The following is a 22,005-nucleotide window of genomic DNA, read 5'->3' as shown; positions in this document are numbered from 1 at the left end:
GCCTCAGAAGAGGAAGTAACGCTGGGCCATGGGCAGTTCGGCGGCGGCGGTCGCTTCGACCAGCTCCCCGTCGATGTGCACGGCGAAGCTGTCGGGGTCGACTCGCACCCGCGGCCGTGCGTCGTTCTCACGCATGTCGGCCTTGGTCACGGCACGCGTCGACGCGATGGCGACGAACCTCTTCCCGAGCTGCAGCCGCTCCGGCAGCCCGTCCTCGATCGCCAACGGCGCGACGAAGTTGACCGAGTTGGACGCGGGCGCCCGCCCGATCGCACCGAACATCGGCCGCGGAAGGATCGGCTGCGGGGTCGGAATGGAGGCGTTCGCGTCGCCCATCTGCGCGTACGCGATCTGCCCGCCCTTGATGACGAGCTGCGGCTTGACGCCGAAGAACGCGGGCTCCCACAGCACGAGGTCGGCGAGCTTGCCGGTCTCGACGGAGCCGATCTCGCCCGCGAGGCCCTGCGCGAGTGCCGGGTTGATCGTGTACTTGGCGACATAGCGACGTACTCGACGATTGTCCGCGCGACCGTCACCCGGTAGGGCACCCCGCCGCCGCTTCATCACGTGCGCCGTCTGCCAGGTCCGCATGATGACCTCGCCGACCCGGCCCATGGCCTGGGAGTCCGAGGAGATGATCGAGATGGCGCCCAGGTCGTGCAGGATGTCCTCGGCGCCGATCGTGGACGGCCGGATCCGGGACTCGGCGAAGGCGAGGTCCTCCGGTACGGCCGCGTTCAGGTGGTGGCACACCATCAGCATGTCGAGGTGTTCCTCGGCGGTGTTCACCGTGAACGGCCGCGTCGGATTCGTCGAGCTCGGCAGCACATGCGGTTCGGAGACCACGGTCATGATGTCGGGCGCGTGCCCGCCGCCCGCGCCCTCCGTGTGGTACGCGTGGATGCCGCGTCCGGCGATCGCGGCGAGGGTGTCGCCCACGAAACCGGCCTCGTTCAAGGTGTCCGTGTGGATGGCGATCTGAATACCCGTCTGATCCGCCACGGTCAGCGAGGCGTCGATGACGGCCGGAGTGGACCCCCAGTCCTCATGCAGCTTCAGACCCAGCGCGCCGCCACGGATCTGCGACAGCATCGCCTCGCGGGAGACGGTGTTGCCCTTGCCCAGCAGACCGAAGTTGACGGGGTAGGCCTCCATCGCCTCCAGCATCCGGGCCAGATGCCACGGGCCGGGGGTGACCGTGGTCGCCTTGGAGCCCTCGGCCGGGCCCGTGCCGCCGCCGATCAGCGTGGTGATGCCGGAGGACAGCGCCTCGTCGGCGATCTGCGGGCAGATGAAGTGGACGTGCGCGTCGATGGCGCCTGCCGTCAGGATCCGCCCGTTGCCCGCGATGACCTCGGTCTCGGGGCCGATGACGAGGTCGGGGTGCACGCCGTCCATCGTGTCGGGGTTGCCGGCCTTGCCGATGCCGGTGATCCGGCCGTCGCGGATGCCGATGTCGGCCTTGACGATCCCCCAGTGGTCGACCACCACGGCGCCCGTGATGACCGTGTCCGGGGTGCCGTCTGCGCGCGTAGCACGCGACTGGCCCATGGACTCGCGGATGACCTTGCCGCCGCCGAACACGGCCTCGTCACCGGCGAGTCCGGGCCCGCCGCTGCGGTCCTCCTCGATCTCTATCAGCAGATCGGTGTCGGCCAGCCGGATCCGGTCGCCGGTGGTCGGGCCGAACAGGTCGGCGTACGCGGCACGCGAGATCTCAGGCATCGAGGGCACCTCCGGTCTCCCCGCGCAGCCCGGGCACGATACGGGCGCCGGCGAGGGGGACGAGTTCGACGTCGACGGGGATGCCGGGCTCGAACCGTACGGCCGTACCGGCGGCTATGTTGAGCCGCTTGCCGCGGGCGGCGGCGCGGTCGAAGTCCAGACCGGGGTTGGCCTCGGCGAAGTGGTAGTGGGAGCCGACCTGGACGGGCCGGTCGGCGGCGTTGAGGACGGTCAGGCTGGTGACCTCGCGGCCCTCGTTGTACACAACGGGCTCGTCCGCGAACAGGATCTCGCCAGGGATCATCGGCTCACTCCGGGTTTCTTCGGCGCTCCGGGATTCATCGGCCGGCCCCTCAGACGATCGGATCGTGGACGGTGACGAGCTTGGTGCCGTCGGGGAAGGTCGCCTCGACCTGGACGTCGTGGATCATCTCGGGGATGCCTTCCATGACGTCGTCCCGGGTGAGCAGCTTGCGTCCGGAGGCCATGAGTTCGGCCACCGTACGCCCGTCACGGGCGCCTTCGAGGATGTGCGCGGTGATCAGGGCGACCGCCTCGGGGTGGTTGAGCCTGAGGCCGCGGGCCCGGCGCTTCTCGGCCACGTCAGCCGCCACGTGGATGAGCAGCCTCTCCTGCTCGTGCGGGGTCAGTTGCACGTCCCACCTCTCATCCTCGCTCCGGACCGTGCGGGTCCGGTTGCCGCGGCCACGGGGCAAAGTGCCTGGTGGCGTGGATGGGCAGGCTAGTTGGGAGGAGTTTCAGGCACGTTGTCACGAGTTTCGGGCACGTTAACCGGGCTGTGATCCATCAGGCTTCGGGCTGCGGTTCCCGTGCGCCCATCAACGCCCGCAGGCCGCTCTGGAGAACCTCGACGGGAGCTGGACCGAACACCGTCTGCTGGGCGATGAACCCCTGCACAGCGGCGATCATGGTCCGCGCCACATGATCCGCGGGCACGTCCTTCGGCATCATCCCGGCGTCCTGGTACGCCTCGACGATCCGCCCCCAGGCCAGGCGAATCGCCCCGAAGCCCTCGCGCATGACGGCGGCCAGGTCCTTGTTGCGCAGCGATTCCGCCCAGACCTGGATGATCAGCCGCGGTAGGACCGGCTCGCCGTCGACGGTCAGATGGGCCCGCGCACCATAGGTCCGACCCAGCACCGAGCCGATCAGGACGTCCGGCGTCGGGGGCGGGGCCTGCTCGGCGGCGGCCTCGAAGGACATGCGCACCTCCCCGAGCACTTCGGTGAAGATCGCGGTGATCAGCTCGTCCTTCCCGCTGAAGTAGCGGTACACCGCGCCGGCCGAGAGATCCGCCTCCTTCAGCACATCCTGCATGGACGTGGCGTGGAAGCCGTTGCGGGCGAAGCAGCGGGCGGCGCCGTCCAGGATCTGGCGGCGGCGGGCGTCGAGGTGTGCCTGGGATACGCGGGCCATGGCGTCAAACGTAAAACGAACATTCCTTCTTGACAAGACGCGGCATCCGCAAGACGGTGGTGACAGAGCAAAAACGAACGATCCTTCTTTTTAACTCGCACCTCGCCCATCCGAGGGGAAACCCATGTCCACCGTCACCGCTGCACCCGCCGGCGGCACCGCGTCAGCCCCGTCGCACACCCGCCGCCTGATCGCGATCCTCGTGCTCGTTCCCGTCATCGCGGCACTGGCACTGTGGGCCTTCGCCTGGCCCGCCGCCCGTACCGCGCCGCGCGACCTGCCGCTCGGCGTGGCAGGGCCCGCCGCCGCGACAACGCAGGTGGAGGAGCGACTGGCACAGCAGGAGGGCGCGTTCGACGTCCACCGCTACGCCGACGAGGCCGCCGCCCGGGACGCCATCGAGGACCGGACCGTATACGGCGCGATCGCCGTCACCCCCGAAGGCCCCGCCCTGCTGACCTCCACGGCCGCGAGCCCCGTCGTCGCGCAACTGCTGCAGCAGGCGTCCGCCGACATGAACCCGGTCAGGACAGTCGACGTCGTGGCCGCCCCAGAGAACGATCCACGCGGCGCGGCCCTCAACGCGAGCGTACTGCCGCTCGCGCTGGCCGGTATCGCGGCCGGCGCGGTGGTGACCCTCCTCGGGCTGCGCGGACTGCGCGCCTTGGCCGCACTGATCGGCGCCGCCACCCTGGTCGGCATCGCGGCGACCGCGATCGCGGACAGCTGGCTCAACGTCCTGACCGGTGACTGGTGGGCGGAGGCCGGCTCGCTCGGCCTGGCCACACTGGCAGTGAGCGGCGCCGTCGCCGGACTCGCCGCGCTCATCGGTCCCGCCGGAACGGGGCTCGCGGCCGGTGTGGTGATGCTGTTCGGCAACCCGTGGTCCGGGGCCGCCTCGGCGCCGCAGATGCTGCCGGAGCCCGCCGGGACGATCGGCCAGTGGCTGCCGCCCGGCGCGGGGACGACCCTGCTGCGCTCGGTGTCGTTCTTCGACGGCGCGGCGGCGACCGGGCCCGCGCTGACGCTGACCTGGTGGGCGGCGCTGGGCCTGGGCGCGGTACTGCTCGGGAATGCGCTCAAGAGGCGGCCGGAGAAGGCCACACCGACGGGGGCTCGCGAGCTATCGCCGATCAGCTAACAGCGCCCCGATAGGGGCGCGGGGAACTGCGCGACCAGCCCCCACCGGCCCGCAGCAAGCAAACAAGCGGAGCACCTACGGCTGATCGCCCCCCCGATGCTCCGCAGCGATGCCGAACCGCTGCCGTTCGCGGGGAGCCGAGGCGAGTTCGCGGACGGCGGAGACAGAGCTGATCACCTGCTCGTCCGCGGGCGCCTGGCGCTCCGGGAGCTGCTCGAGTCGTTCGAGGTCGGCGGCGGAGACAAGGGCGACGAGGGGCTTGCCGTGCCGTGTCACGACGACGCGCTCACCGCCGTACACCACCTTGTTGATCAGGTCGGCGAGCTCAGCCCTGGCTTGCGTCACCGGAATCTCGTAGGCCATGCCACCAGCTTACGGTGACCCCCTCACGCTCGTTACGTACGTCCTGTACATTTTTTACAGAGACAGTCAGCTGAGGAGGGGTTCGTCATGACCCGACCGTCCGCCCGCTATGTCCTGCCCGAATTCACGGAGCGCACCAGCTTCGGGCAGAAGACGATGGACCCGTACTCGAAGCTGCTGGAGGAGCGGATCGTCTTTCTCGGCACCCAGATCGACGACACCTCGGCGAACGACGTGATGGCGCAGTTCATGCACCTCGAGTACCAGGACCCCGACCGGGACATCTCGCTCTACATCAACTCCCCCGGCGGCTCCTTCAGCGCGATGTCGGCGATCTACGACACGCTGCAGTACGTCACCTGCGACGTGGAGACGATCTGCCTGGGCCAGGCGGGCGCGTCCGCCGCCGTGCTGCTGGCCGCGGGCACACCGGGCAAGCGGTTCGCGCTGCCGGGAGCGCGCATGGTGATCCATCAGCCGGGACTGCCCGAGCCGATCGAGGGACAGGCCAGTGATCTCGCCATCCACGCCGAGGAGTTGATGCGGATCAGGGCCCGCCTGGAGGAGATGCTCGTACGGCACACCGGGCGCACGCGCGAGCAGGTGAGCGCGGACATCGAGCGGGACAAGATCCTCACGGCGCAGCAGGCCCTGGACTACGGGCTGGTGGACCGGATCATCCCCAGCCGCAAGGACACCATGGCTCCGCCCACCGGGAAGTGACGCGCCCGTGCTCCCACCCGAACTCCCGCCGCTGCCCGCCCTCACGCGCGCCGAGGGCGAGTTGATCGACCGTTATCTCGATGTGGTCGACCTGCTGGGCCGGATCAACCCGGCACACCACGGGGACACCTACCGCGGACTGCGCGCCGCCCAGGCGTTGGTGTCCAAGGCGACCGAGCTGCGCGACGCGCTGGCGCTGATGCACCAGCGGGGCGAGACCGAGCTGCACGCCCCGACGCTCACGCGGGCGCTGCGCGTGCTGGACGGCGAGCGCCGCACGGCGCGCGTCATCGTGCCGCCGCGCTCCGACAGTTGACGCACCGTTGACGCACCCCGCCTCCGGTCCGGGCGTTCGCCACGCGGCAAGACGTCCGGACCGGAGCTTAAACGGACCAAATGACGTACCCCTGTTCGGAGTAGATGTTTGTCGTTTTTTGGGACCGCCGAGGTTGCGCAACCCGCGGGCCTCCGGGGCGGATGAGAGGTTTTCGCGCTGGTCCGGGGGTCCGTGGGGCCCTCGACATCCACCCGAACACAGGGGTGTCCACCCGAACGGGTGAGTGGTGAGTAACACCACAAATCCCCGATTCCATTGGGTATTTCGCTCACCCGTGAGTGAAGATCCCTGTCTGACGACAAGCCCCCGCCGCAGCGGCGGGGCGGTCCGGGCGGACGCCGAATCCTGCCGCCGCCCGGATGACCGGTCGACAGAAGTGGATCGGCAGGAGTGGAGGACCCAAGCACGACGGGTCGCCGGAACGGTCACGCCATGACCGGGCCGAGCAGCCCTTGGGGTGAAGCCGCGTCAGCGGCCGGGCAACTTCGCCAGCCCGAATCCGACAGGTCATCCTTCACAGGCGGCTGACGAAGGGTTGCGCATGACTGCGCTCAATCGTGTCCCGTCGCTGATGGCCCGGGCCGGTACGGCCTCGGCCCTCACCCTGGCCGCCGTGGGCGGCTCCGTCGTGGTGCCGGGTCTCTCCTCAGACGCCGCGGCCGCGACTCCGGCGACGAAGGCGCTCCAGGTCGCGGCTTCCAAGAAGGGCTCGCCGTACAAGTACGGCGCCACGGGGCCGCGCCGGTTCGACTGCTCGGGGCTGACGCTGTATTCGTACAAGAAGGCGGGCAAGAGCCTGCCGCGGACGGCTGCTCAGCAGTACAACAAGACGCGCCACATCTCGGCCAAGAGCCGCAAGGCCGGAGACCTGGTGTTCTTCCACTCGGGCTCGAACGTGTACCACGTCGGCATCTACGCCGGGAAGGGAAAGATCTGGCACTCCCCGAAGACCGGGGACGTCGTAAGGCTGCAGAAGATCTGGACCAGGAGCGTCTGGTACGGCCGGGTCAAGTGACCTGAGCGACGTGGTGGCGGTGCCCTGAGGCGCCGTCACCGCGTCATCCCAGCGGTTCGAGGGCTACGCCCCTCCCGCTCTGATCCCTAAGGGTCCTGCTGTACTGCCGTCGTCGTCACGGGCCGCGCCGGTACCGTCCACGGCAGTTCGATGGAGACCGTCTTGCCGCCCTCCCGGGTGGGCCTGATTCTCAGCTTGCCGCCGAACTCCACGGTCAGCCAGCGAATGATCACGAGCCCGCGGCCATTGTCCTGCTGGACGGCCGCGGGCAGACGTTTGGGAAACCGCGGATGGCTGTCGGTGACGCCGATGCGCAGGTGTTCGTCGCGGTCGAGTTCGATGTCCACCGTGAAGGTGGGTGACTGCCCGAAAGTGTGCTGTACGGCGTTGGTGGCGAGTTCGGAGACGATGAGGCGGATGGTGTCGGCCAGTTCCGTGTCGGCCGGCAGTCCCCATTCCACCAGGGTGCCGACCACGTAGGTGCGGGCGGCGGAGACCGAGGCGGGATCGCTCGGCAGAGTGACGGATGCTTCCAGATGGTCTGCCATGGCGACGTCGTCCCTTTCCCACGGGACCGCAGTCCGACACGGAGCGGAGGGTTCGAGTACGGTCCCGGACTGGTGCTTCGCCGCCAGACTGCCATCACCGGGCCGGTCACGGGTGCGATCCACCAAGATATGCATATATCTGTCGCTCGAAGCGGTGAACTCTGCGACGGCAGACCGTATTTGGGCGGCCCGGAAGGAGTAAGGAGGAGCCCATGCAGCACGGTCCCGCGGTACGCCGCCGAAAACTGGGCGCCGAATTGCGCACGCTGCGCACCGGCGCCGGGCTCACGAGCGGCGAGGCGGCCCGGCTCGTGGGCTGGCACCAGTCCAAGGTGAGCCGCATCGAGACCGGCGCGAGCGGGGTGAAACCGGCCGATGTGCGGTTACTCCTGGATGCCTACGGAGTGGCGGATGCTCAACTACGGGAGTTGCTCCTGGTGTTGGCGGGACAGGACGACAGTGCCGGGCGGCACCACTGGTGGCATGCGTATCGGGGCGTACTGCCGCCGACATACCGGGATTTCATCAGCCTGGAATCCCAGGCCAGCGCGATGCGCACGCTGGAGACCTCCGTCGTTCCGGGGCTGTTGCAGACGCCGGAGTACGCGCGGGCGGTGACCCGGGCCGCGGTGGGCGGACTGGACGAGGACGCCGACGACCGGCTGGATGCGCTGGTGGAAGTGCGCCTGGCCAGGCAGGACGTGCTGCGCTCGCGGCCACCCCTGGCGCTGAGCGCGGTACTCGACGAGGCGGTGCTGCACCGGGAGATCGGCGGGCCGGATGTCATGGCACGGCAGCTGGAGCGGCTGATCGAGGCGGCGCGCTACCCCCAAGTGCGGCTTCAGGTCCTGCCGTTCGCGGCCGGTGCCCACATCGGTATCACCGGGCCTTTCGTTATCTTCTCATTTTCGAGCACTTCTGATCTGGATGTGGTTGTTCTCGACCACTTGACGAGTAGCCTCTACCTCGAACGGAAAGAAGACCTCCAGGCCTACACCGAGGCCTTCAACACCCTTCAGTTCCACGCCCTTTCGCCCGAGGACTCGTTGGACTACATCGCCGGGATAGGTGCCGGCGTGTAAGGAGGCACCATGTCTGCACTGCCTCGGAACGTGACTTCCAGTACTCAACTGCACGGTGTGCAATGGCTGCGCAGCAGCTACAGCACGGGAGCGAACAACTGCGTCGAGACGGCCCGGCCGCTCTCCGGCCCCGGGACCGGGCTGCTGGCCGTACGCGACTCCAAGGACCCGACCGGACCCGCGCTGCTCTTCTCCCCCGAGAGCTGGGCGGGATTCACGGCCGCGTTCCGGTGATCGCCCGCACCTCGCAACCCTTCTGAATCAGTTCGCGCGACGCACGGCCATGTCACGCCGACTCATGGTCGCGTCTCGCCGATCACTTCCACCGCGCGCTCGATCTGGTCCTCGGAGAGGTCCGCACGGGCGGTGAGCCTCAGCCGTGAGATGCCGTCGGGCACGGAAGGAGGACGGAAGCAGCCCACGGCGACACCTGCCGTACGGCAGTCGGCCGCCCACCGCACGGCGCCCTCCGGAGACGGCGCGCGCACGGAGACGACCGCGGCGTCCGGACGTACCGCTTCCAGACCCGCGGCGGTCAGGCGTGTGTGGAGTTCGCGTGCCACCGCACGCGCCCGCGCCGCCCGCTCCGGCTCGCGGCGCAGCAGCCGGAGCGCCGCCAGGGCCGCCCCCGCCGCGGCTGGGGCCAGGCCCGTGTCGAAGATGAAGGTGCGGGCCGCGTTGACCAAGTGCTCGATGACCCGGGCGGGTCCGAGCACGGCACCGCCCTGGCTGCCGAGCGACTTGGACAGCGTGACCGTCACCACGACATCGTCCGCGCCGGCGATTCCCGCCGCGTGCGGGGCGCCGCGCCCGCCGTCGCCAAGGACGCCGAGACCGTGAGCGTCGTCGACGACCAGACCGGCGCCGTGCTCCCGGCATGCCGTCGCCAGCCCGGTCAGCGGGGCGGCGTCGCCGTCGACCGAGAAGACCGTGTCGGACACGGCGACGGCGGGACCGTCATGGGTCCGGAGTGCCTTGCGCACGGCATCCGGGTCGGCGTGTGCGACGACCTGGGTGGTGCCGCGGGCCAGCCGGCAGCCGTCGATCAGCGAGGCGTGGTTGCCGGCGTCGGAGACGATCAGTGAGCCGTGCGGTGCCAGCGCGGTGACCGCGGCGAGGTTGGCCGCGTAGCCGGAGGAGAACACCAGGGCCGCCTCGAAGCCGCAGAAGTCCGCCAGCTCGCGTTCCAGTTCGGCGTGGAGCGCGGTCGTGCCGGTGACCAGGCGGGAGCCGGTGGCGCCGCCGCCCCAGGTGCGGGCGGCGGAGGTGGCCCCCTCGACGATCTCGGGGTGGCGGGCCAGGCCCAGGTAGTCGTTGCTCGCGAGGTCGAGCAGTGGCGAGTCGGCGGGGCGGGGGCGCAGGGTCCGTACCAGTCCGGCGCGGCGGCGCAGCTCCGCCAGTTCGTCGATCCAGCCGAACGCCATGACTCCTCCGGGGCTTTTGTAGGCAGTGCACAGACAGTAGTCGCCGGACCAGCCGCCCAGGATGTGGCAATACCCACACGTCGAACCGCCTCTGTTGTCCGATCTCTCCTTGGCCCGGGGCGGTTCCGTAGGACAGGATCGGACCTCATGGACCTGCTGAACACGCTGGTGGACAAGGGGCTTCGGCGCGAGCTGCCGAAGCGCGAGGAGGCACTGGCCGTCCTCGCCACCTCCGACGACGACCTGCTCGATGTGGTGGCCGCGGCCGGCAAGGTACGCCGGCACTGGTTCGGCCGACGGGTGAAACTCAACTACCTCGTCAACCTCAAGTCCGGCCTGTGCCCGGAGGACTGCTCCTACTGCTCCCAGCGGCTGGGCTCGACGACCGGGATCCTGAAGTACACCTGGCTCAAGCCCGACGAGGCCTCCCAGGCGGCGGCTGCCGGGCTGGCCGGCGGCGCCAAGCGGGTCTGCCTGGTGGCGTCCGGACGCGGTCCCACCGACCGTGACGTGGACCGGGTCGCGGGCACCATCAAGGCGATCAAGGAACAGAACGAGGGCGTCGAGGTGTGCGCCTGTCTCGGTCTGCTCTCCGACGGCCAGGCCGAGCGGCTGCGCGAGGCCGGCGCCGACGCCTACAACCACAACCTCAACACCTCCGAGGCGACGTACGGCGACATCACCACCACCCACACCTACGCCGACCGCGTCGACACCGTGCAGAAGGCGCACGCGGCCGGGCTGTCCGCCTGCTCGGGCCTGATCGCCGGCATGGGCGAGTCGGACGAGGACCTGGTCGACGTCGTCTACTCGCTGCGTGAGCTGGACCCGGACTCGGTGCCGGTCAACTTCCTGATCCCGGTCGAGGGCACTCCGCTCGCCAAGGAGTGGCACCTCACCCCGCAGCGCTGTCTGCGCATTCTCGCGATGGTGCGGTTCGTCTGCCCGGACGTCGAGGTTCGGATCGCGGGCGGCCGTGAGGTCCATCTGCGCACGATGCAGCCCCTCGCACTGCACCTGGCCAACTCGATCTTCCTCGGCGACTATCTGACCACCGAGGGCCAGGCGGGCAAGGCGGACCTGGAGATGATCGCGGACGCCGGGTTCGAGGTGGAGGGCACGGATCAGGTGACGCTGCCGGAGCACCGGGCGGCCGGCGGGTGCCACGAGGGCGGCGGAGCGTGCGGTTCCGCACCTCAGGTCTCCACATCCCAGGTCTCCACATCCCAAGCCAACGAGGCCCGTACGGACCTCGTCGCCGTGCGCCGCCGGGGTGCCGGAACGGACCTCGCGCCCAATGCCTGACCTGACCGTCCCCGAGCTGCTGGACCTCGATCGGCGGCACGTCTGGCATCCGTACGGGCCCATGCCGGGCGTGGTGGAGCCGCTTGTCGTGGAGTCGGCGAGCGGGGTCCGGCTGAAACTCGCGGACGGCGCGGGTGAGTTGATCGACGGCATGTCGTCCTGGTGGTCGGCGATCCACGGCTACCGCCACCCCGTGCTCGACGAGGCCGCGCGCGAACAGCTCGGCCGGATGAGCCATGTGATGTTCGGCGGGCTCACGCACGAGCCCGCCGTACGGCTCGCGAAGCACCTTGTCGACATGTCGCCCGACGGCCTGGAGCATGTCTTCCTCGCCGACTCCGGGTCCGTGTCGGTCGAGGTCGCGGTCAAGATGTGCCTCCAGTACTGGCGTTCGCTGGGCCGCCCGGCGAAGCGGCGCCTGCTGACCTGGCGCGGCGGCTATCACGGCGACACCTGGCAGCCGATGTCGGTGTGCGACCCCGAGGGCGGGATGCACGACCTGTGGACCGGCGTGCTCCCCCGCCAGGTGTTCGCCGACGCCCCGCCGACGGAGTACGACGAGGCGTACGCCGACCAGCTGCGCGCGCTGATCGAGCGGCACGCCGACGACCTGGCCGCGGTGATCGTCGAGCCGGTCGTGCAGGGCGCGGGCGGGATGCGGTTCCACTCCCCCGCGTATCTGCGGGTGCTGCGTGAGGCGTGCGACGCGTACGGCGTGCTGCTGGTGTTCGACGAGATCGCGACCGGGTTCGGGCGGACGGGCGCGCTGTTCGCGGCGGAGCACGCGGCGGTGACGCCCGATGTGATGTGCGTCGGCAAGGCGCTGACCGGCGGCTATATGACGATGGCCGCCACCCTGTGCATCTCCCGGGTGGCCGAGGGCATCTCGCGCGGCGAGGTGCCGGTGCTGGCGCACGGCCCGACGTTCATGGGCAATCCGCTGGCCGCGGCGGTGGCCTGCGCCTCGATCGAGCTGCTGCTCGGCCAGGACTGGCTCGCGGAGGTCAAGCGGATCGAGGCGGGACTGCGGGAGGGGCTGGTTGAGGCCGCGGCGCTCCCGGGTGTCCGCGATGTCCGCGTCCTCGGTGCCATCGGGGTCGTCCAGCTCGACCACGCGGTGGACATGAGGGCGGCCACGGCGGCGGCAGTGCGTGAGGGCGTCTGGCTGCGGCCGTTCCGCGACCTCGTCTACACGATGCCGCCGTATGTCACGGGCGACCCGGACGTGGCACGGATCGCGCGCGCGGTGTGCGCGGCGGCGCGGGAGGGATGACATGCCGGTCCTGGTGATCACGGGCACGGGCACGGAGGTCGGCAAGACCGTCGCGACGGCCGCCGTCGCCGCAGCAGCGCTCGCGGCCGGGCGGTCGGTGGCCGTCCTGAAGGCCGCGCAGACGGGCGTACGACCGGACGAGCGCGGGGACGCCGACGAGGTCGCGCGGCTCTCGGGTGCCGTGACGGCGGTCGAACTCGCCCGGTATCCGGACCCGTTGGCGCCGGCGACGGCCGCGCGGCGGGCCGGGTGTTCTCCGGTCCACCCGCACGACATCGCCGAGGCCGCCGCCAAGCTGGCCGCCGAGCACGATCTGGTGTTGGTGGAGGGAGCGGGCGGGCTCCTCGTACGGTTCGACCCGGCGGGCGGCACACTGGCGGACGCGGCGGGGCTGCTGGCGGCGCCGGTGCTGGTCGTGGTCTCCGCCGGCCTGGGCACGCTCAACACGACGGAACTGACGGCACGTGAAATCCGCTCCCGCCGACTGAACCTGGCGGGAATCGTGATCGGCAGCTGGCCCGAGGCGCCCGACCTGGCGTCCCGTTGCAATCTCGCGGACCTGCCGATCGTCGCCGACGCCCCGCTGCTGGGCGCGCTGCCCGCCAGTGCCGGGTCCCTTGAGCCCGCCGACTTCCGTGCGGCAGCGCCCACTTGGCTGGCACCGCGACTGGAGGGCATGTGGGACGCGGAGGCGTTCCGGGTACGCGAGGCACCCTAACCCGCGTCTCCTGACCACGACCCGCGAACAGCGGGGGTGCGCGGGGCGCGTACGGGGGACAATCGCGGTAGGGCACTCCATCCGCCCAGGAGGTCGCCATGCCGCAACGGCCCGCCACCGGCTCCGGCAAGGTGCCACGGGATCCCGTGCACCACCCGCTGTTCGCCCGGTACTACGCCCGCATCAGCGTCGCCGCCGAGTCACGCATGGGGATGGGCGCCGTGCGCGACCGCATGCTGTCCGGGCTGTCCGGGCGGGTGATCGAGATCGGCGCGGGCAACGGCCTGAACTTCGCGCACTATCCGAGCGCGGTCTCGGAGGTCGTCGCCATCGAACCGGAGCGCCTGCTGCGGCAGTTGGCGGTGGAGTCCGCGCTGCGCGCCGAGGTGCCGGTGGATGTGGTGCCGGGTGCGGCGGAGGCGCTGCCGGTCAAGAGCGAGGCCTTCGACGCGGTGGTGCTGTCGCTGGTGCTGTGCAGTGTGCGGGACGTCTCGCGGGCGCTCGGCGAGGTGCGGCGGGTGCTGCGGCCCGGCGGTGCCGTGCGGTTCTTCGAGCACGGCAGGGGCGGCGGCCGGGTGATGCGCTTCACCCAGCGCGCGCTGGACAGCACGCTGTGGCCGCGGCTGAACGGCGGCTGCCATGTGGCCCGGGACCCGATCGCCGGGCTGCGGTCCGCCGGGTTCGAACTCGGCCCGTACCGGCGGGTGCTGATGCCGGAGAACGGGCCGACGTTGCCGACCTCGTACTGCGTCCTGGGCACGGCGTGGCGGCCTACGGTCGACTCATAGGCTCCACTGCCGCAGTTCCTGCGCGATGTCGTGCACCGTGGCCTCACCGCTCTTCACCAGCCGGGCCAGGTCGCGGACCTGCTCCGGGGAGGTGACGACCTTCAGGCCGCTGGCGACGAGGTAGGCGTACGCGACCGCGGAGGCGAACAGGGCGTTGGAACGCTCCAGCGCGGGCACGTGGAGCAGCAGTTGCAGGAGCGAGGCGGCTCGGGCCTGCGGGGTGTCGTAGACGGGGACGTCGAATATCTCGGCCTCATGGCGTGCGACGGCGGCGACGAGCGCGCCCCAGTCGGTGACCTGGGGGTCTCCGGGAGTGTTCTGTTCGGCGAGCATGAGCAGCCAGGCGAGGTCGATTCTGAGATGGCTCAACGGATCAGCGGCGACCTTCGCGTGTGCCTTCACGGTCCGGGCCGAACTCTTCGGCGAACACGGACTCGTACTGCTTCATGAAGTCGGCGGCGGCCTCCACGAAGGTGTGGCCGACCTCCCCGGTGTCCTGTCTGACCAGCTCTTCGATGTAGCGGTTGACGCTCATGCCGCGGGCCAGGGCACGTTCGCGAGCCGCGCGGGCGGTGCCTTCGTCCACGCGTACGTTCAGCTGGGTCTTCGCCATGCCTCAAAGCTAGCGCCGAAACGCTAGCGGCGGCAAGGGCTCATCCCATGGGTGGAGACCGACCGGCACCCAACGGGACCCAAGGGGGATACCGAGTGTGTGCCGGATCACATTACGCTCGGCCCTGACAAGGAAGTCGCGATGTCCCGAATCGAGGAGGCAGCCTTGTGTCCGCTTCTGCTGTGGAGCACGCCTTGGCCGACGGGATCGCGGCCCGCGCCCGCGGTCTGACCAAGGCGTACGGCTCGGGCGAGACGACGGTACTCGCCCTCGACTCGGTGGACGTGGACATCACGCGCGGCCGGTTCACGGCGGTGATGGGGCCGTCGGGCTCCGGGAAGTCCACGCTGATGCACTGCCTGGCGGGGCTGGACACCGTCTCGGCGGGCCAGGTGTGGCTCGGCGACACCGAGATCACGGGGCTCAGGGAGCGGGAGCTGACCCGGTTGCGGCGGGACCGGATCGGGTTCATGTTCCAGTCGTTCAACCTCATCCCGACGCTGAACGCGGCCGAGAACATCACGCTGCCCATGGACATCGCGGGCAAGAAACCCGACGAGAAGTGGCTGGACCAGGTCATCGACACACTCGGGCTGCGGGACCGGCTGGCCCACCGGCCGTCACAGCTGTCCGGCGGCCAGCAGCAGCGCGTCGCCTGCGCCCGCGCGCTCGCCTCCCGCCCCGAGCTGATCTTCGCCGACGAGCCGACCGGCAACCTCGACTCGCGGTCCGGCCTTGAGGTGCTGGGCTTTCTGCGCGACGCGGTCGACAACCTCGGGCAGACGGTCGTCATGGTCACCCACGACCCGGGCGCCGCCGCCCATTCCGACCTGGTGCTGTTCCTCGGTGACGGACGGATCGTCGACGAGATGGAGCGACCGACGGCGGAAGCGGTCCTCGAACGGATGAAGCGGTTCGACGTGATCCGCGGTCAGTACGACGACGCCGCGCCCTCCCAGGAGGACTGACCCCGTGCTCAAGGCGACGCTCCGGAGCTTTCTCGCACACAAGGGACGGCTGCTGCTGTCCGCGCTGGCCGTGATCCTGTCCGTGGCGTTCGTCGCGGGCAGCCTGATCTTCTCGGACACCGTCAGCCGTACCTTCGACCGGCTCTTCGCCTCGACCGCGGCCGACGTCACCGTCAGCCCGAAGGAGAACCTCGACGAAGCACTGCCCTCCGGCTTCACCCCCACCCTGCCCGCCTCGTTCGTGGACCGCGCGGCCCGGGTCGAGGGGGCCGAGTCGGCCCGTCTGGACGTGGACGTGGAGGGCATCACCGTCGCCGACGAGGACAACGAGTCGGTGGGCCCCACCACCGGCGCCCCGACCATCGGCACCAACTGGAACCCGACCGACCGCAGCCCCGTCGAGCTGACCTCCGGTCACGCCCCGGAGGGGCCGAACCAGGTCCTGCTCGACGCGGACACCGCCGACAGCAAGGACGTGGCGATCGGGGACACGCTCACCGTGATCGCCGCGCCCGGCTCCTTCAAGGCCGAGGTCGTCGGCATCGCCACGTTCACCACCACCAACCCCGGTGCCGCGCTGGTCTTCTTCGACACCGAGACCGCGCAGACCAAACTGCTGGGCGACCCGGACGCCGGCACCAGCATCTCCGTGGACGCGGCGGACGGCGTCAGCGACCCGCAGCTCAAGCAGCGCGTCGCCGCCGCGCTGGGCACTGACACCCTCGACTTCCGGACCGCCGACGAACAGGCCGAGTCGGACGTCGAGCAGCTGGGCGGCTTCCTCGACGTCATCAAGTACGTGATGCTCGGCTTCGCCGGGATCGCCGTCCTGGTCGGTGTGTTCCTGATCGTCAACACCTTCTCGATGCTGGTCGCCCAGCGCACCCGCGAGCTCGGTCTGCTGCGGGCGCTCGGCGCGGACCGCCGTCAAGTCCGCCGCTCGGTCCTCACGGAGGCGCTGCTGCTGGGCCTCGTCGGCTCCACGCTCGGCCTGGCCACCGGCATCGGGCTCGCCGTCGGGCTCATCGAGCTGATGGGCCTGCTCGGCATGAACATCAGGTCCGCCGACATGGTGATCGGCGTGGCGACACCCGTCGCGGCGTACGTCGTCGGCCTCGGCGTCACCTTCGTGGCGGCGTATCTCCCGGCCCGGCGCGCGGCGGGTGTGTCGCCGATGGCGGCACTCGCGGACGCCGAGATCGCCGACGTGGGAAAGCCGCTGCGGGTGCGCGCTGCGGTGGGCGCGGTCGTCGGGGCGCTGGGCGCGGCAGCGCTGGTGGGCTGTGCCACGGCGACGGAGACGTCGTCGGCGGCCTCCCTGCTCGGCCTCGGCGTGGTCCTGACGCTCATCGCCACGGTCATCGCGGGGCCGCTGCTGGTGCGCCCGGTGATCCGCGTCCTCGGCGGAGCCTTCCCGGCACTGTTCGGCTCCGTCGGCCGAATGAGCCAGCGCAACGCCCTGCGCAACCCCCGCCGTACCGGCGCGACCGCGGCGGCCCTGATGGTCGGGCTCGCGCTGGTCGGCGGGATGTCGGTGGCGAGCGCCTCGATGACCAAGTCGTTCGACGAGCAGATCGACAAGACGCTCGGCGCCGACTTCGTCGTACAGAACGCCAACTTCGTGCCCTTCCCCGCGGAGGTCACCAAGCGCGTGAAGGAGGACACGGACGGCGTCGGGCTCGTCGTGCGCTCACGGCTCACACCGGTCGCGGTGAGCCTCCCGGACGGGGACCGCGTCGAGACGACGGCGGGGGCATACGATGCCCGGCTCGACGACGTCGCCAACATCACGTACGCGCAGGGCGACTCGGCGGCGGCGCTGGCCAAGGGGCGGCTCGCCATGGACCGGGACTTCGCGCGGGACCACGGCGTGCGCGTGGGCAGCACGATCCCGGTCGAGTTCCAGGGCGGACGCACGGCCGATCTGACGGTGGGCGCGCTGACCGACCAGGACACCGCCGACGGGTTCGGGACGCAGGGCGGGCTGTTCTTCGGCATGGGCACGATGAAGGAGTACGCGCCGGGCAGCCAGGACTCCGCGGTGTACGTGAACGCCTCCCCCGGCACCAGCGCCGACGACCTGCGCACGAACCTGGAGGCGACGCTCGACCCGTATCCGCAGGTGGACGTCCGGGACATCGCCGACTACAAGGAGCTGATCCACGACCAGATCGCGGTCCTGCTCTACCTCGTGTACGCGCTGCTCGGGCTCGCGATCATCATCGCGGTGCTCGGCGTGGTCAACACCCTTGCCCTGTCGGTCGTCGAGCGGACCCGGGAGATCGGCCTGCTGCGGGCCATCGGGCTCGCGAGGCGCCAGCTGCGCCGCATGATCCGGCTGGAGTCGGTGGTGATCGCGGTGTTCGGCGCGGTGCTGGGGCTCGCGCTGGGACTGGTGTGGGGTGTGTGCATCCAGCAGGTGCTGGCGCTGCAGGGCATGCAGGCGTTCGCGATCCCGTGGACCACGATCATCGCGGTGGTGATCGGCTCGGCGGTCGTGGGCGTGGTGGCGGCCCTGCTGCCCGCGTTGCGTGCATCCCGCATGAATGTGCTGGCGGCCATCGCGCACGAGTGATGGAATCGCGGCACGACCTCAAGTCGCTTTCAGGTGAGGAGAGTTCATGCCGCGCCCGTTCCGCTTCGGTGTCAGTCTGATCACCCCTGCCCCCGCCGCGGAGTGGCGGGCCAAGTGCCGCCGGGCCGAGGAGCTCGGCTACGACGTGATCCTGGTCCCGGACCACCTCGGGATGGTCGCGCCCTTCCCGGCGCTGGTCGCCGCCGCCGAAGCGACCGAGCGGCCACGGCTCGGCACGTTCGTGCTCAACGCCGGCTTCTGGAATCCGACGCTGCTCGCCCGCGAGGTGGCGACGACGAACGCGCTGACCGGCGGACGCCTCGAACTCGGGCTCGGCACCGGCTACGTACAGGCGGAGCACGAGGCGGCCGGGCTGCCGTACGGCACGCCACGCGCCCGTGTGGACCATCTTCAGCACACGGTCGAGGAATTGGACCGGCTGCTCGACGGGGAGGCGCGGGTGCCGTTGATGATCGGCGGCAACGGCGACCGCATGATGCGCATGACCGCCGAGCACGCGGACATCGCGGCGTTCACCGGCGCGCGTGTGGTGCCGGGGAGCACGACGGGGCAGCTGCTGCCGATCTCTCCCGAGGAACTCGACGGGCGCATCGCTCTGTACCGCGGGCTGGCCGAGGGCCGCAAGGAACCGGCCGAGCTGAATCTGCTGATCCAGATGGTGACCGTGACGGAGGACCGCGCGGAAGTCATACGGCCGCTCGTCGACCGGGTGCCGGACCTGACGCTGGAGCAGGCGCTCGACCTGCCGATCATCCTCGTCGACACCCTGGAGCGGATCACCGCGCAGGTGCGGGCGCAGCGGGAGCGCTACGGGTTCTCGTATCTGACGGTCCTGGAGCCGTACATGGAGGCGTTCGCGCCGGTGATCGGGGCGTTGCGGGACGGGTAGCCGTCCGTCCGAACAGTGGAATGTCACATGCCACAGGATTCGCCTGTGATGTGATCACGCCATGACTGATCTGCGGATACGGGCCGCCGGGCCCGACGACCTCGACGCCGTGCTGTCCTTCTGGAAGACGGCGGCCGAGGGCACGAGCATCAGCGACGACCACAGCGGCGTGGAGCGGCTGGTCGACCGTGACCCGGAGGCGCTGATCATCGCCGAGCAGGACGGCGAACTGGTGGGCACGGTGATCGCGGGGTTCGACGGCTGGCGCTGCCATCTGTACCGGCTGGCGGTGCATCCGGACCGCCGCCGTCAGGGGATCGGTGCGGCGCTGCTGGCCGCCGCGGAGGAGCGGTTCGTATGACTCGGCGGGCGCCGTGGGGACGCGATGGTGCTGCAGCGCAACGAAACCGCCCACCATGCCTGGCACGCGGCGGGGTACGCGCCTCAGGAGCAGTGGCGGCGCTGGATCAAGCCCTTCGGAGACTAGAGGCCGCCCGGGCAGCTTTGCTCGTCCTTTACCCTTGGAGGACCACGGACCACTTCGGTTCTCCTTCGGTTTTCACGGAAAGGTGTGAGCGTCCGCCCATGGGCGAGCCTCCCAGTAGACGACATCGCGCGATCCTCCCCGCTCTGCCCGATCATGGGACGGGGGTGACCCGATGACCGAAGTGCTCCTCCTCCTGGTGGCGATCCTGCTGTCGCTGGCCTGCGGTGCCTTCGTCGCGGCGGAGTTCTCGCTCACCACGGTCGAACGCAGCGAACTCGAACGGGCCGCGGAGCGCGGCGAGCGGGGCGCCGCGGGCGCGTTGAAGGCCGTACGGAACCTGACCTTCCAGCTCTCCGGGGCGCAGCTCGGCATCACCGTCACCAATCTGGTCGTCGGCATGCTCGCCGAGCCGTCGATCGCCGCGCTGATCGCGGGCCCGCTGGAGTCGATGGGCATCTCGCGCTCCACCGCGTCCTCGGTCGCCCTGGTGCTGGGTACGGCCCTGTCGACCGTGGTGCTGATGGTCGTCGGCGAGCTGGTGCCGAAGAACTGGGCGATCTCGTCGCCGCTGGCCGTGGCCAAGCGCGTCGGCAATGCGCAGCGCTGGTTCAGCGCCGCCTTCCGGCCCTTCATCACGCACCTCAACAACACGGCGAACCGGATCGTGCGCCTCTTCGGCGTGGAGCCCGCCGAGGAACTGGCCTCCGCGCGCGGACCGCAGGAACTGGCGGCGCTCGCCCGGCACTCGGCCCGGGAGGGCGCCCTGGAGGCGGACACCGCCGAGCTGTTCGTGCGGACCCTGAACCTCGCCGACCTGACCGCGGAGAACGTGATGACGCCCCGCGTGCAGGTCTTCGCCCTCGACGTCCAGGCGACCTGCGAGGACGTGGCGAACGCGACCCGGGCCACGGGCCTGTCCCGGTTCCCCGTCTTCCGCGGCAACCTCGACTCGGTCGTGGGCACGGCACACATCAAGGACGTGCTGGCGGTGCCCGCGGAGCGCCGGGCGCGCGTGCGGGTCGCGGAACTCATGCGTGAGCCGCTGCTCGTGCCCGAGTCGCTGACCGTCGACCGGCTGCTGGACCGGCTCTCCGGCAAGCGCACGATGGCCGTCGTCATCGACGAGTACGGCGGTACGGCGGGCGTGGCCACGCTGGAGGACATCGTCGAGGAGGTCGTCGGCGAGGTGCGGGACGAGCACGACCCGCACGAGACGCCGGACCTGGCCGTCGCCGGCAGCGACGACGACGGCCGCGCGCTGTTCTCGGCGGACGGCGCCGCCCGCATGGACCAGCTCGCGCGCGTCGGGCTGAGGGCGCCCGAGGGACCGTACGAGACGCTGGCCGGTCTTGTCGCGCACGAGCTCGGCCGCATACCGGCCGTCGGTGACTGTGTCGAGGTCGTGGGCTGGCGACTCGACGTGGTCGACGCGACGGGCCGCAGGGCCGCGCGCGTGCTGCTGCGTGCGCCGCTCGACGACGCGCGCGAGGGGGAGGACGAGCGATGACCGCCGTACAGCTTCTGATCGGTTTCGCGACCCTGGTCGTCAACGCCTTCTTCGTGGGTGCCGAGTTCGCGCTGATCTCGGTGCGCCGCGGCCAGATCGAGCCGCACGCCGAGCAGGGCGACCGGCGGGCGAAGAGCGTGCTGTGGGGTCTGGAGCATGTGTCCGCGCTGATGGCCGCGGCACAGCTCGGCATCACGTTGTGCACGCTGGTCCTGGGTGTCGTCGCGGAGCCGGCGATCGAGCATCTGCTGGAGCCGGTGTTCCACGCGCTGGGTGTACCGGAGAGCGCGGGACATGTGGTGTCCTTCGCCATCGCGCTGGCCCTGGCGACGTATCTGCACATGCTGCTCGGCGAGATGGTGCCGAAGAACATCGCGCTGGCCGAGCCGGTGCGCAGCGCGCTGGTCCTGGGACCGCCGCTGGTCGCCCTGTCGCGGACGCTGCGACCGGTGATCTTCACGATCAACGCCTTCGCGAACGGCCTGCTGAAGCTGATGCGCGTGGAGACCAAGAACGAGGTGACCGCGACCTTCTCGGACGCCGAGCTCGCCCGTCTGGTCCGGGACTCCGGCGAGGCCGGCCTCATCGACGAGCGTGCACGGGAGCGGCTGCACGACGCCCTGGAACTGGGCCGACGGCCCGTGCACGACGTCGTGCTTCCGCTGGAACAGGTTGTCCACGCGCGCGTGGGCGTCACGCCGGAGCAGTTGGAGGGGCTGTCCGCCGAGTCCGGGTTCTCCCGCTTCCCCGTCGTGGACGAGGGGCGGCGCATCGTCGGGTATCTCCATGTGAAGGACGCGCTGGACAAGATGCCGCGGGACCTGCCGTTCGAGGTGCGGGAGATGCGGTCCATCGCGCGCGTGCGCGCCAGCACACCGCTGGACGACGTACTCACCGCGATGCGGGGCAGCCGTACGCACCTCGCCGCCGTGCTGGGCGACGACGGGCGGCTGGCGGGGCTGGTGACGATGGAGGACGTGCTGCGGGAGTTGTTCGGGCAGCGGACCTGACCGGTGTCCGGCGGAACAGGCCGACCGACCGACGGGTATGGAGCCGGGATACCATC

General features: G+C 70.4%; 24 protein-coding genes, 1 pseudogene and 1 riboswitch. Of the genes and pseudogenes, 16 read left to right on the top strand and 9 right to left on the bottom strand.

From position 1 onward, the window contains the following. Positions 1 to 3: 3 nt before the first annotated feature. From ACTWQO_RS09775 to ACTWQO_RS09760, 4 genes are all read right to left on the bottom strand, one after another. Positions 4 to 1,725 carry an urease subunit alpha gene (locus tag ACTWQO_RS09775; RefSeq protein ID WP_443236815.1) on the bottom strand — a complete coding sequence of 574 codons (1,722 nt, stop codon included), beginning with the start codon at positions 1,723 to 1,725 and terminating at the stop codon, positions 4 to 6. Next, on the bottom strand, positions 1,718 to 2,029 hold the full coding sequence (locus ACTWQO_RS09770; protein ID WP_443236814.1) for an urease subunit beta: 312 nt from the start codon (positions 2,027 to 2,029) through the stop codon (positions 1,718 to 1,720). Before ACTWQO_RS09770 ends, ACTWQO_RS09775 begins: the two co-directional genes overlap by 8 nt. A 49-nt stretch (positions 2,030 to 2,078) precedes the next feature. Continuing rightward, a complete protein-coding gene (locus tag ACTWQO_RS09765) occupies positions 2,079 to 2,381 on the bottom strand; it encodes an urease subunit gamma (protein WP_067256018.1) in 303 nt (100 codons plus the stop codon). A 151-nt stretch (positions 2,382 to 2,532) separates the two neighbouring features. Next, positions 2,533 to 3,162: a TetR/AcrR family transcriptional regulator gene (locus ACTWQO_RS09760; protein ID WP_443236813.1), complete on the bottom strand. Its 630-nt coding sequence runs from the start codon at positions 3,160 to 3,162 to the stop codon at positions 2,533 to 2,535. A 124-nt stretch (positions 3,163 to 3,286) separates the two neighbouring features. Here ACTWQO_RS09760 and ACTWQO_RS09755 point away from each other — a divergent pair, with 124 nt between their 5' ends. After that, the gene (locus ACTWQO_RS09755) at positions 3,287 to 4,303 is read left to right on the top strand and encodes an ABC transporter permease (protein WP_443236812.1); all 1,017 of its coding nucleotides are present in this window, start codon (positions 3,287 to 3,289) and stop codon (positions 4,301 to 4,303) included. A gap of 75 nt (positions 4,304 to 4,378) precedes the next feature. On the opposite strand, the gene ACTWQO_RS09750 is transcribed toward ACTWQO_RS09755, so the two are convergent. Continuing rightward, on the bottom strand, positions 4,379 to 4,666 hold the full coding sequence (locus ACTWQO_RS09750; RefSeq protein WP_443236811.1) for a type II toxin-antitoxin system Phd/YefM family antitoxin: 288 nt from the start codon (positions 4,664 to 4,666) through the stop codon (positions 4,379 to 4,381). An 87-nt stretch (positions 4,667 to 4,753) separates the two neighbouring features. Between ACTWQO_RS09750 and ACTWQO_RS09745 the strand changes: the two genes are divergently transcribed. The 3 genes from ACTWQO_RS09745 to ACTWQO_RS09735 all read left to right on the top strand — a co-directional run bounded on the left by ACTWQO_RS09745 (position 4,754) and on the right by ACTWQO_RS09735 (position 6,741). Further along, the gene (locus ACTWQO_RS09745) at positions 4,754 to 5,389 is read left to right on the top strand and encodes an ATP-dependent Clp protease proteolytic subunit (protein ID WP_443236810.1); all 636 of its coding nucleotides are present in this window, start codon (positions 4,754 to 4,756) and stop codon (positions 5,387 to 5,389) included. Positions 5,390 to 5,396: 7 nt separating this feature from the next. Next, positions 5,397 to 5,705: a hypothetical protein gene (locus tag ACTWQO_RS09740; protein ID WP_301978068.1), complete on the top strand. Its 309-nt coding sequence runs from the start codon at positions 5,397 to 5,399 to the stop codon at positions 5,703 to 5,705. Positions 5,706 to 6,062: 357 nt separating this feature from the next. After that, a riboswitch (cyclic di-AMP (ydaO/yuaA leader) is annotated at positions 6,063 to 6,263 on the top strand. Between the two features lie 4 nt (positions 6,264 to 6,267). Continuing rightward, positions 6,268 to 6,741: a C40 family peptidase gene (locus ACTWQO_RS09735; RefSeq protein WP_362951850.1), complete on the top strand. Its 474-nt coding sequence runs from the start codon at positions 6,268 to 6,270 to the stop codon at positions 6,739 to 6,741. A gap of 86 nt (positions 6,742 to 6,827) precedes the next feature. Here ACTWQO_RS09735 and ACTWQO_RS09730 read toward each other — a convergent pair whose 3' ends face one another. Beyond that, positions 6,828 to 7,289, bottom strand: coding sequence for an ATP-binding protein (locus ACTWQO_RS09730; RefSeq protein ID WP_443236809.1), 462 nt, complete (start codon positions 7,287 to 7,289; stop codon positions 6,828 to 6,830). 212 nt (positions 7,290 to 7,501) lie between these two features. On the opposite strand from ACTWQO_RS09730, the gene ACTWQO_RS09725 reads away from it, so the two are divergent. Then, the gene (locus tag ACTWQO_RS09725; protein ID WP_443236808.1) at positions 7,502 to 8,371 is read left to right on the top strand and encodes a helix-turn-helix domain-containing protein; all 870 of its coding nucleotides are present in this window, start codon (positions 7,502 to 7,504) and stop codon (positions 8,369 to 8,371) included. 9 nt (positions 8,372 to 8,380) lie between these two features. Beyond that, positions 8,381 to 8,605, top strand: coding sequence for a DUF397 domain-containing protein (locus ACTWQO_RS09720; RefSeq protein WP_443236807.1), 225 nt, complete (start codon positions 8,381 to 8,383; stop codon positions 8,603 to 8,605). A 62-nt stretch (positions 8,606 to 8,667) separates the two neighbouring features. Here ACTWQO_RS09720 and ACTWQO_RS09715 read toward each other — a convergent pair whose 3' ends face one another. Then, complete coding sequence (locus ACTWQO_RS09715; protein ID WP_443236806.1) at positions 8,668 to 9,795, bottom strand: 8-amino-7-oxononanoate synthase; 1,128 nt, start codon at positions 9,793 to 9,795, stop codon at positions 8,668 to 8,670. Between the two features lie 147 nt (positions 9,796 to 9,942). Between ACTWQO_RS09715 and bioB the strand changes: the two genes are divergently transcribed. The 4 genes from bioB to ACTWQO_RS09695 all read left to right on the top strand — a co-directional run bounded on the left by bioB (position 9,943) and on the right by ACTWQO_RS09695 (position 13,879). Then, complete coding sequence (bioB, locus tag ACTWQO_RS09710; protein WP_443236805.1) at positions 9,943 to 11,100, top strand: biotin synthase BioB; 1,158 nt, start codon at positions 9,943 to 9,945, stop codon at positions 11,098 to 11,100. Beyond that, positions 11,093 to 12,373, top strand: coding sequence for an adenosylmethionine--8-amino-7-oxononanoate transaminase (locus ACTWQO_RS09705; RefSeq protein WP_443236804.1), 1,281 nt, complete (start codon positions 11,093 to 11,095; stop codon positions 12,371 to 12,373). The genes bioB and ACTWQO_RS09705 overlap by 8 nt, the downstream gene beginning before the upstream one ends. A gap of 1 nt (position 12,374) precedes the next feature. Beyond that, a complete protein-coding gene (gene bioD, locus ACTWQO_RS09700; protein WP_443236803.1) occupies positions 12,375 to 13,091 on the top strand; it encodes a dethiobiotin synthase in 717 nt (238 codons plus the stop codon). A 98-nt stretch (positions 13,092 to 13,189) separates the two neighbouring features. Beyond that, on the top strand, positions 13,190 to 13,879 hold the full coding sequence (locus ACTWQO_RS09695) for a class I SAM-dependent methyltransferase (RefSeq protein WP_443236802.1): 690 nt from the start codon (positions 13,190 to 13,192) through the stop codon (positions 13,877 to 13,879). On the opposite strand, the gene ACTWQO_RS09690 is transcribed toward ACTWQO_RS09695, so the two are convergent. Then, a complete protein-coding gene (locus ACTWQO_RS09690; protein WP_210586041.1) occupies positions 13,874 to 14,248 on the bottom strand; it encodes a fic family toxin-antitoxin system, toxin component in 375 nt (124 codons plus the stop codon). The genes ACTWQO_RS09695 and ACTWQO_RS09690 overlap by 6 nt on opposite strands. A gap of 4 nt (positions 14,249 to 14,252) precedes the next feature. Beyond that, entirely contained in the window at positions 14,253 to 14,492 is a 240-nt protein-coding gene (locus ACTWQO_RS09685; protein WP_086853303.1) for a toxin-antitoxin system HicB family antitoxin, read from the bottom strand. Positions 14,493 to 14,659: 167 nt separating this feature from the next. Here ACTWQO_RS09685 and ACTWQO_RS09680 point away from each other — a divergent pair, with 167 nt between their 5' ends. The 6 genes and pseudogenes from ACTWQO_RS09680 to ACTWQO_RS09655 all read left to right on the top strand — a co-directional run bounded on the left by ACTWQO_RS09680 (position 14,660) and on the right by ACTWQO_RS09655 (position 21,949). Next, on the top strand, positions 14,660 to 15,460 hold the full coding sequence (locus ACTWQO_RS09680; RefSeq protein WP_443236801.1) for an ABC transporter ATP-binding protein: 801 nt from the start codon (positions 14,660 to 14,662) through the stop codon (positions 15,458 to 15,460). Positions 15,461 to 15,464: 4 nt separating this feature from the next. Beyond that, the gene (locus ACTWQO_RS09675; RefSeq protein WP_443236800.1) at positions 15,465 to 18,035 is read left to right on the top strand and encodes an ABC transporter permease; all 2,571 of its coding nucleotides are present in this window, start codon (positions 15,465 to 15,467) and stop codon (positions 18,033 to 18,035) included. Between the two features lie 46 nt (positions 18,036 to 18,081). Further along, a complete protein-coding gene (locus tag ACTWQO_RS09670) occupies positions 18,082 to 18,945 on the top strand; it encodes an LLM class F420-dependent oxidoreductase (RefSeq protein ID WP_443236799.1) in 864 nt (287 codons plus the stop codon). Positions 18,946 to 19,006: 61 nt separating this feature from the next. After that, a pseudogene (locus ACTWQO_RS09665) lies at positions 19,007 to 19,432 on the top strand (GNAT family N-acetyltransferase). Positions 19,433 to 19,604: 172 nt separating this feature from the next. Continuing rightward, on the top strand, positions 19,605 to 20,939 hold the full coding sequence (locus tag ACTWQO_RS09660; RefSeq protein ID WP_443236798.1) for a hemolysin family protein: 1,335 nt from the start codon (positions 19,605 to 19,607) through the stop codon (positions 20,937 to 20,939). After that, entirely contained in the window at positions 20,936 to 21,949 is a 1,014-nt protein-coding gene (locus tag ACTWQO_RS09655; protein WP_443236797.1) for a hemolysin family protein, read from the top strand. The genes ACTWQO_RS09660 and ACTWQO_RS09655 overlap by 4 nt, the downstream gene beginning before the upstream one ends. Positions 21,950 to 22,005 lie beyond the last annotated feature (56 nt).

The organism is Streptomyces sp. 4N124, assembly GCF_052245395.1.
GTDB lineage: Bacteria > Actinomycetota > Actinomycetes > Streptomycetales > Streptomycetaceae > Streptomyces.
This window is presented reverse-complemented; position numbering and strand designations above follow the sequence as displayed.

Excerpts from the sequence above, each read along its gene's own strand:
- ACTWQO_RS09775 (WP_443236815.1), bottom strand. The coding sequence starts at position 1,725 with ATGCCTGAGATCTCGCGTGCCGCGTACGCCGACCTGTTCGGCCCGACC.
- ACTWQO_RS09770 (WP_443236814.1), bottom strand. The coding sequence starts at position 2,029 with ATGATCCCTGGCGAGATCCTGTTCGCGGACGAGCCCGTTGTGTACAAC.
- ACTWQO_RS09760 (WP_443236813.1), bottom strand. The coding sequence starts at position 3,162 with ATGGCCCGCGTATCCCAGGCACACCTCGACGCCCGCCGCCGCCAGATC.
- ACTWQO_RS09755 (WP_443236812.1), top strand. The coding sequence starts at position 3,287 with ATGTCCACCGTCACCGCTGCACCCGCCGGCGGCACCGCGTCAGCCCCG.
- ACTWQO_RS09750 (WP_443236811.1), bottom strand. The coding sequence starts at position 4,666 with ATGGCCTACGAGATTCCGGTGACGCAAGCCAGGGCTGAGCTCGCCGAC.
- ACTWQO_RS09745 (WP_443236810.1), top strand. The coding sequence starts at position 4,754 with ATGACCCGACCGTCCGCCCGCTATGTCCTGCCCGAATTCACGGAGCGC.
- ACTWQO_RS09735 (WP_362951850.1), top strand. The coding sequence starts at position 6,268 with ATGACTGCGCTCAATCGTGTCCCGTCGCTGATGGCCCGGGCCGGTACG.
- ACTWQO_RS09730 (WP_443236809.1), bottom strand. The coding sequence starts at position 7,289 with ATGGCAGACCATCTGGAAGCATCCGTCACTCTGCCGAGCGATCCCGCC.
- ACTWQO_RS09725 (WP_443236808.1), top strand. The coding sequence starts at position 7,502 with ATGCAGCACGGTCCCGCGGTACGCCGCCGAAAACTGGGCGCCGAATTG.
- ACTWQO_RS09720 (WP_443236807.1), top strand. The coding sequence starts at position 8,381 with ATGTCTGCACTGCCTCGGAACGTGACTTCCAGTACTCAACTGCACGGT.
- ACTWQO_RS09715 (WP_443236806.1), bottom strand. The coding sequence starts at position 9,795 with ATGGCGTTCGGCTGGATCGACGAACTGGCGGAGCTGCGCCGCCGCGCC.
- bioB (WP_443236805.1), top strand. The coding sequence starts at position 9,943 with ATGGACCTGCTGAACACGCTGGTGGACAAGGGGCTTCGGCGCGAGCTG.
- ACTWQO_RS09705 (WP_443236804.1), top strand. The coding sequence starts at position 11,093 with ATGCCTGACCTGACCGTCCCCGAGCTGCTGGACCTCGATCGGCGGCAC.
- bioD (WP_443236803.1), top strand. The coding sequence starts at position 12,375 with ATGCCGGTCCTGGTGATCACGGGCACGGGCACGGAGGTCGGCAAGACC.
- ACTWQO_RS09695 (WP_443236802.1), top strand. The coding sequence starts at position 13,190 with ATGCCGCAACGGCCCGCCACCGGCTCCGGCAAGGTGCCACGGGATCCC.
- ACTWQO_RS09685 (WP_086853303.1), bottom strand. The coding sequence starts at position 14,492 with ATGGCGAAGACCCAGCTGAACGTACGCGTGGACGAAGGCACCGCCCGC.
- ACTWQO_RS09670 (WP_443236799.1), top strand. The coding sequence starts at position 18,082 with ATGCCGCGCCCGTTCCGCTTCGGTGTCAGTCTGATCACCCCTGCCCCC.
- ACTWQO_RS09660 (WP_443236798.1), top strand. The coding sequence starts at position 19,605 with ATGACCGAAGTGCTCCTCCTCCTGGTGGCGATCCTGCTGTCGCTGGCC.
- ACTWQO_RS09655 (WP_443236797.1), top strand. The coding sequence starts at position 20,936 with ATGACCGCCGTACAGCTTCTGATCGGTTTCGCGACCCTGGTCGTCAAC.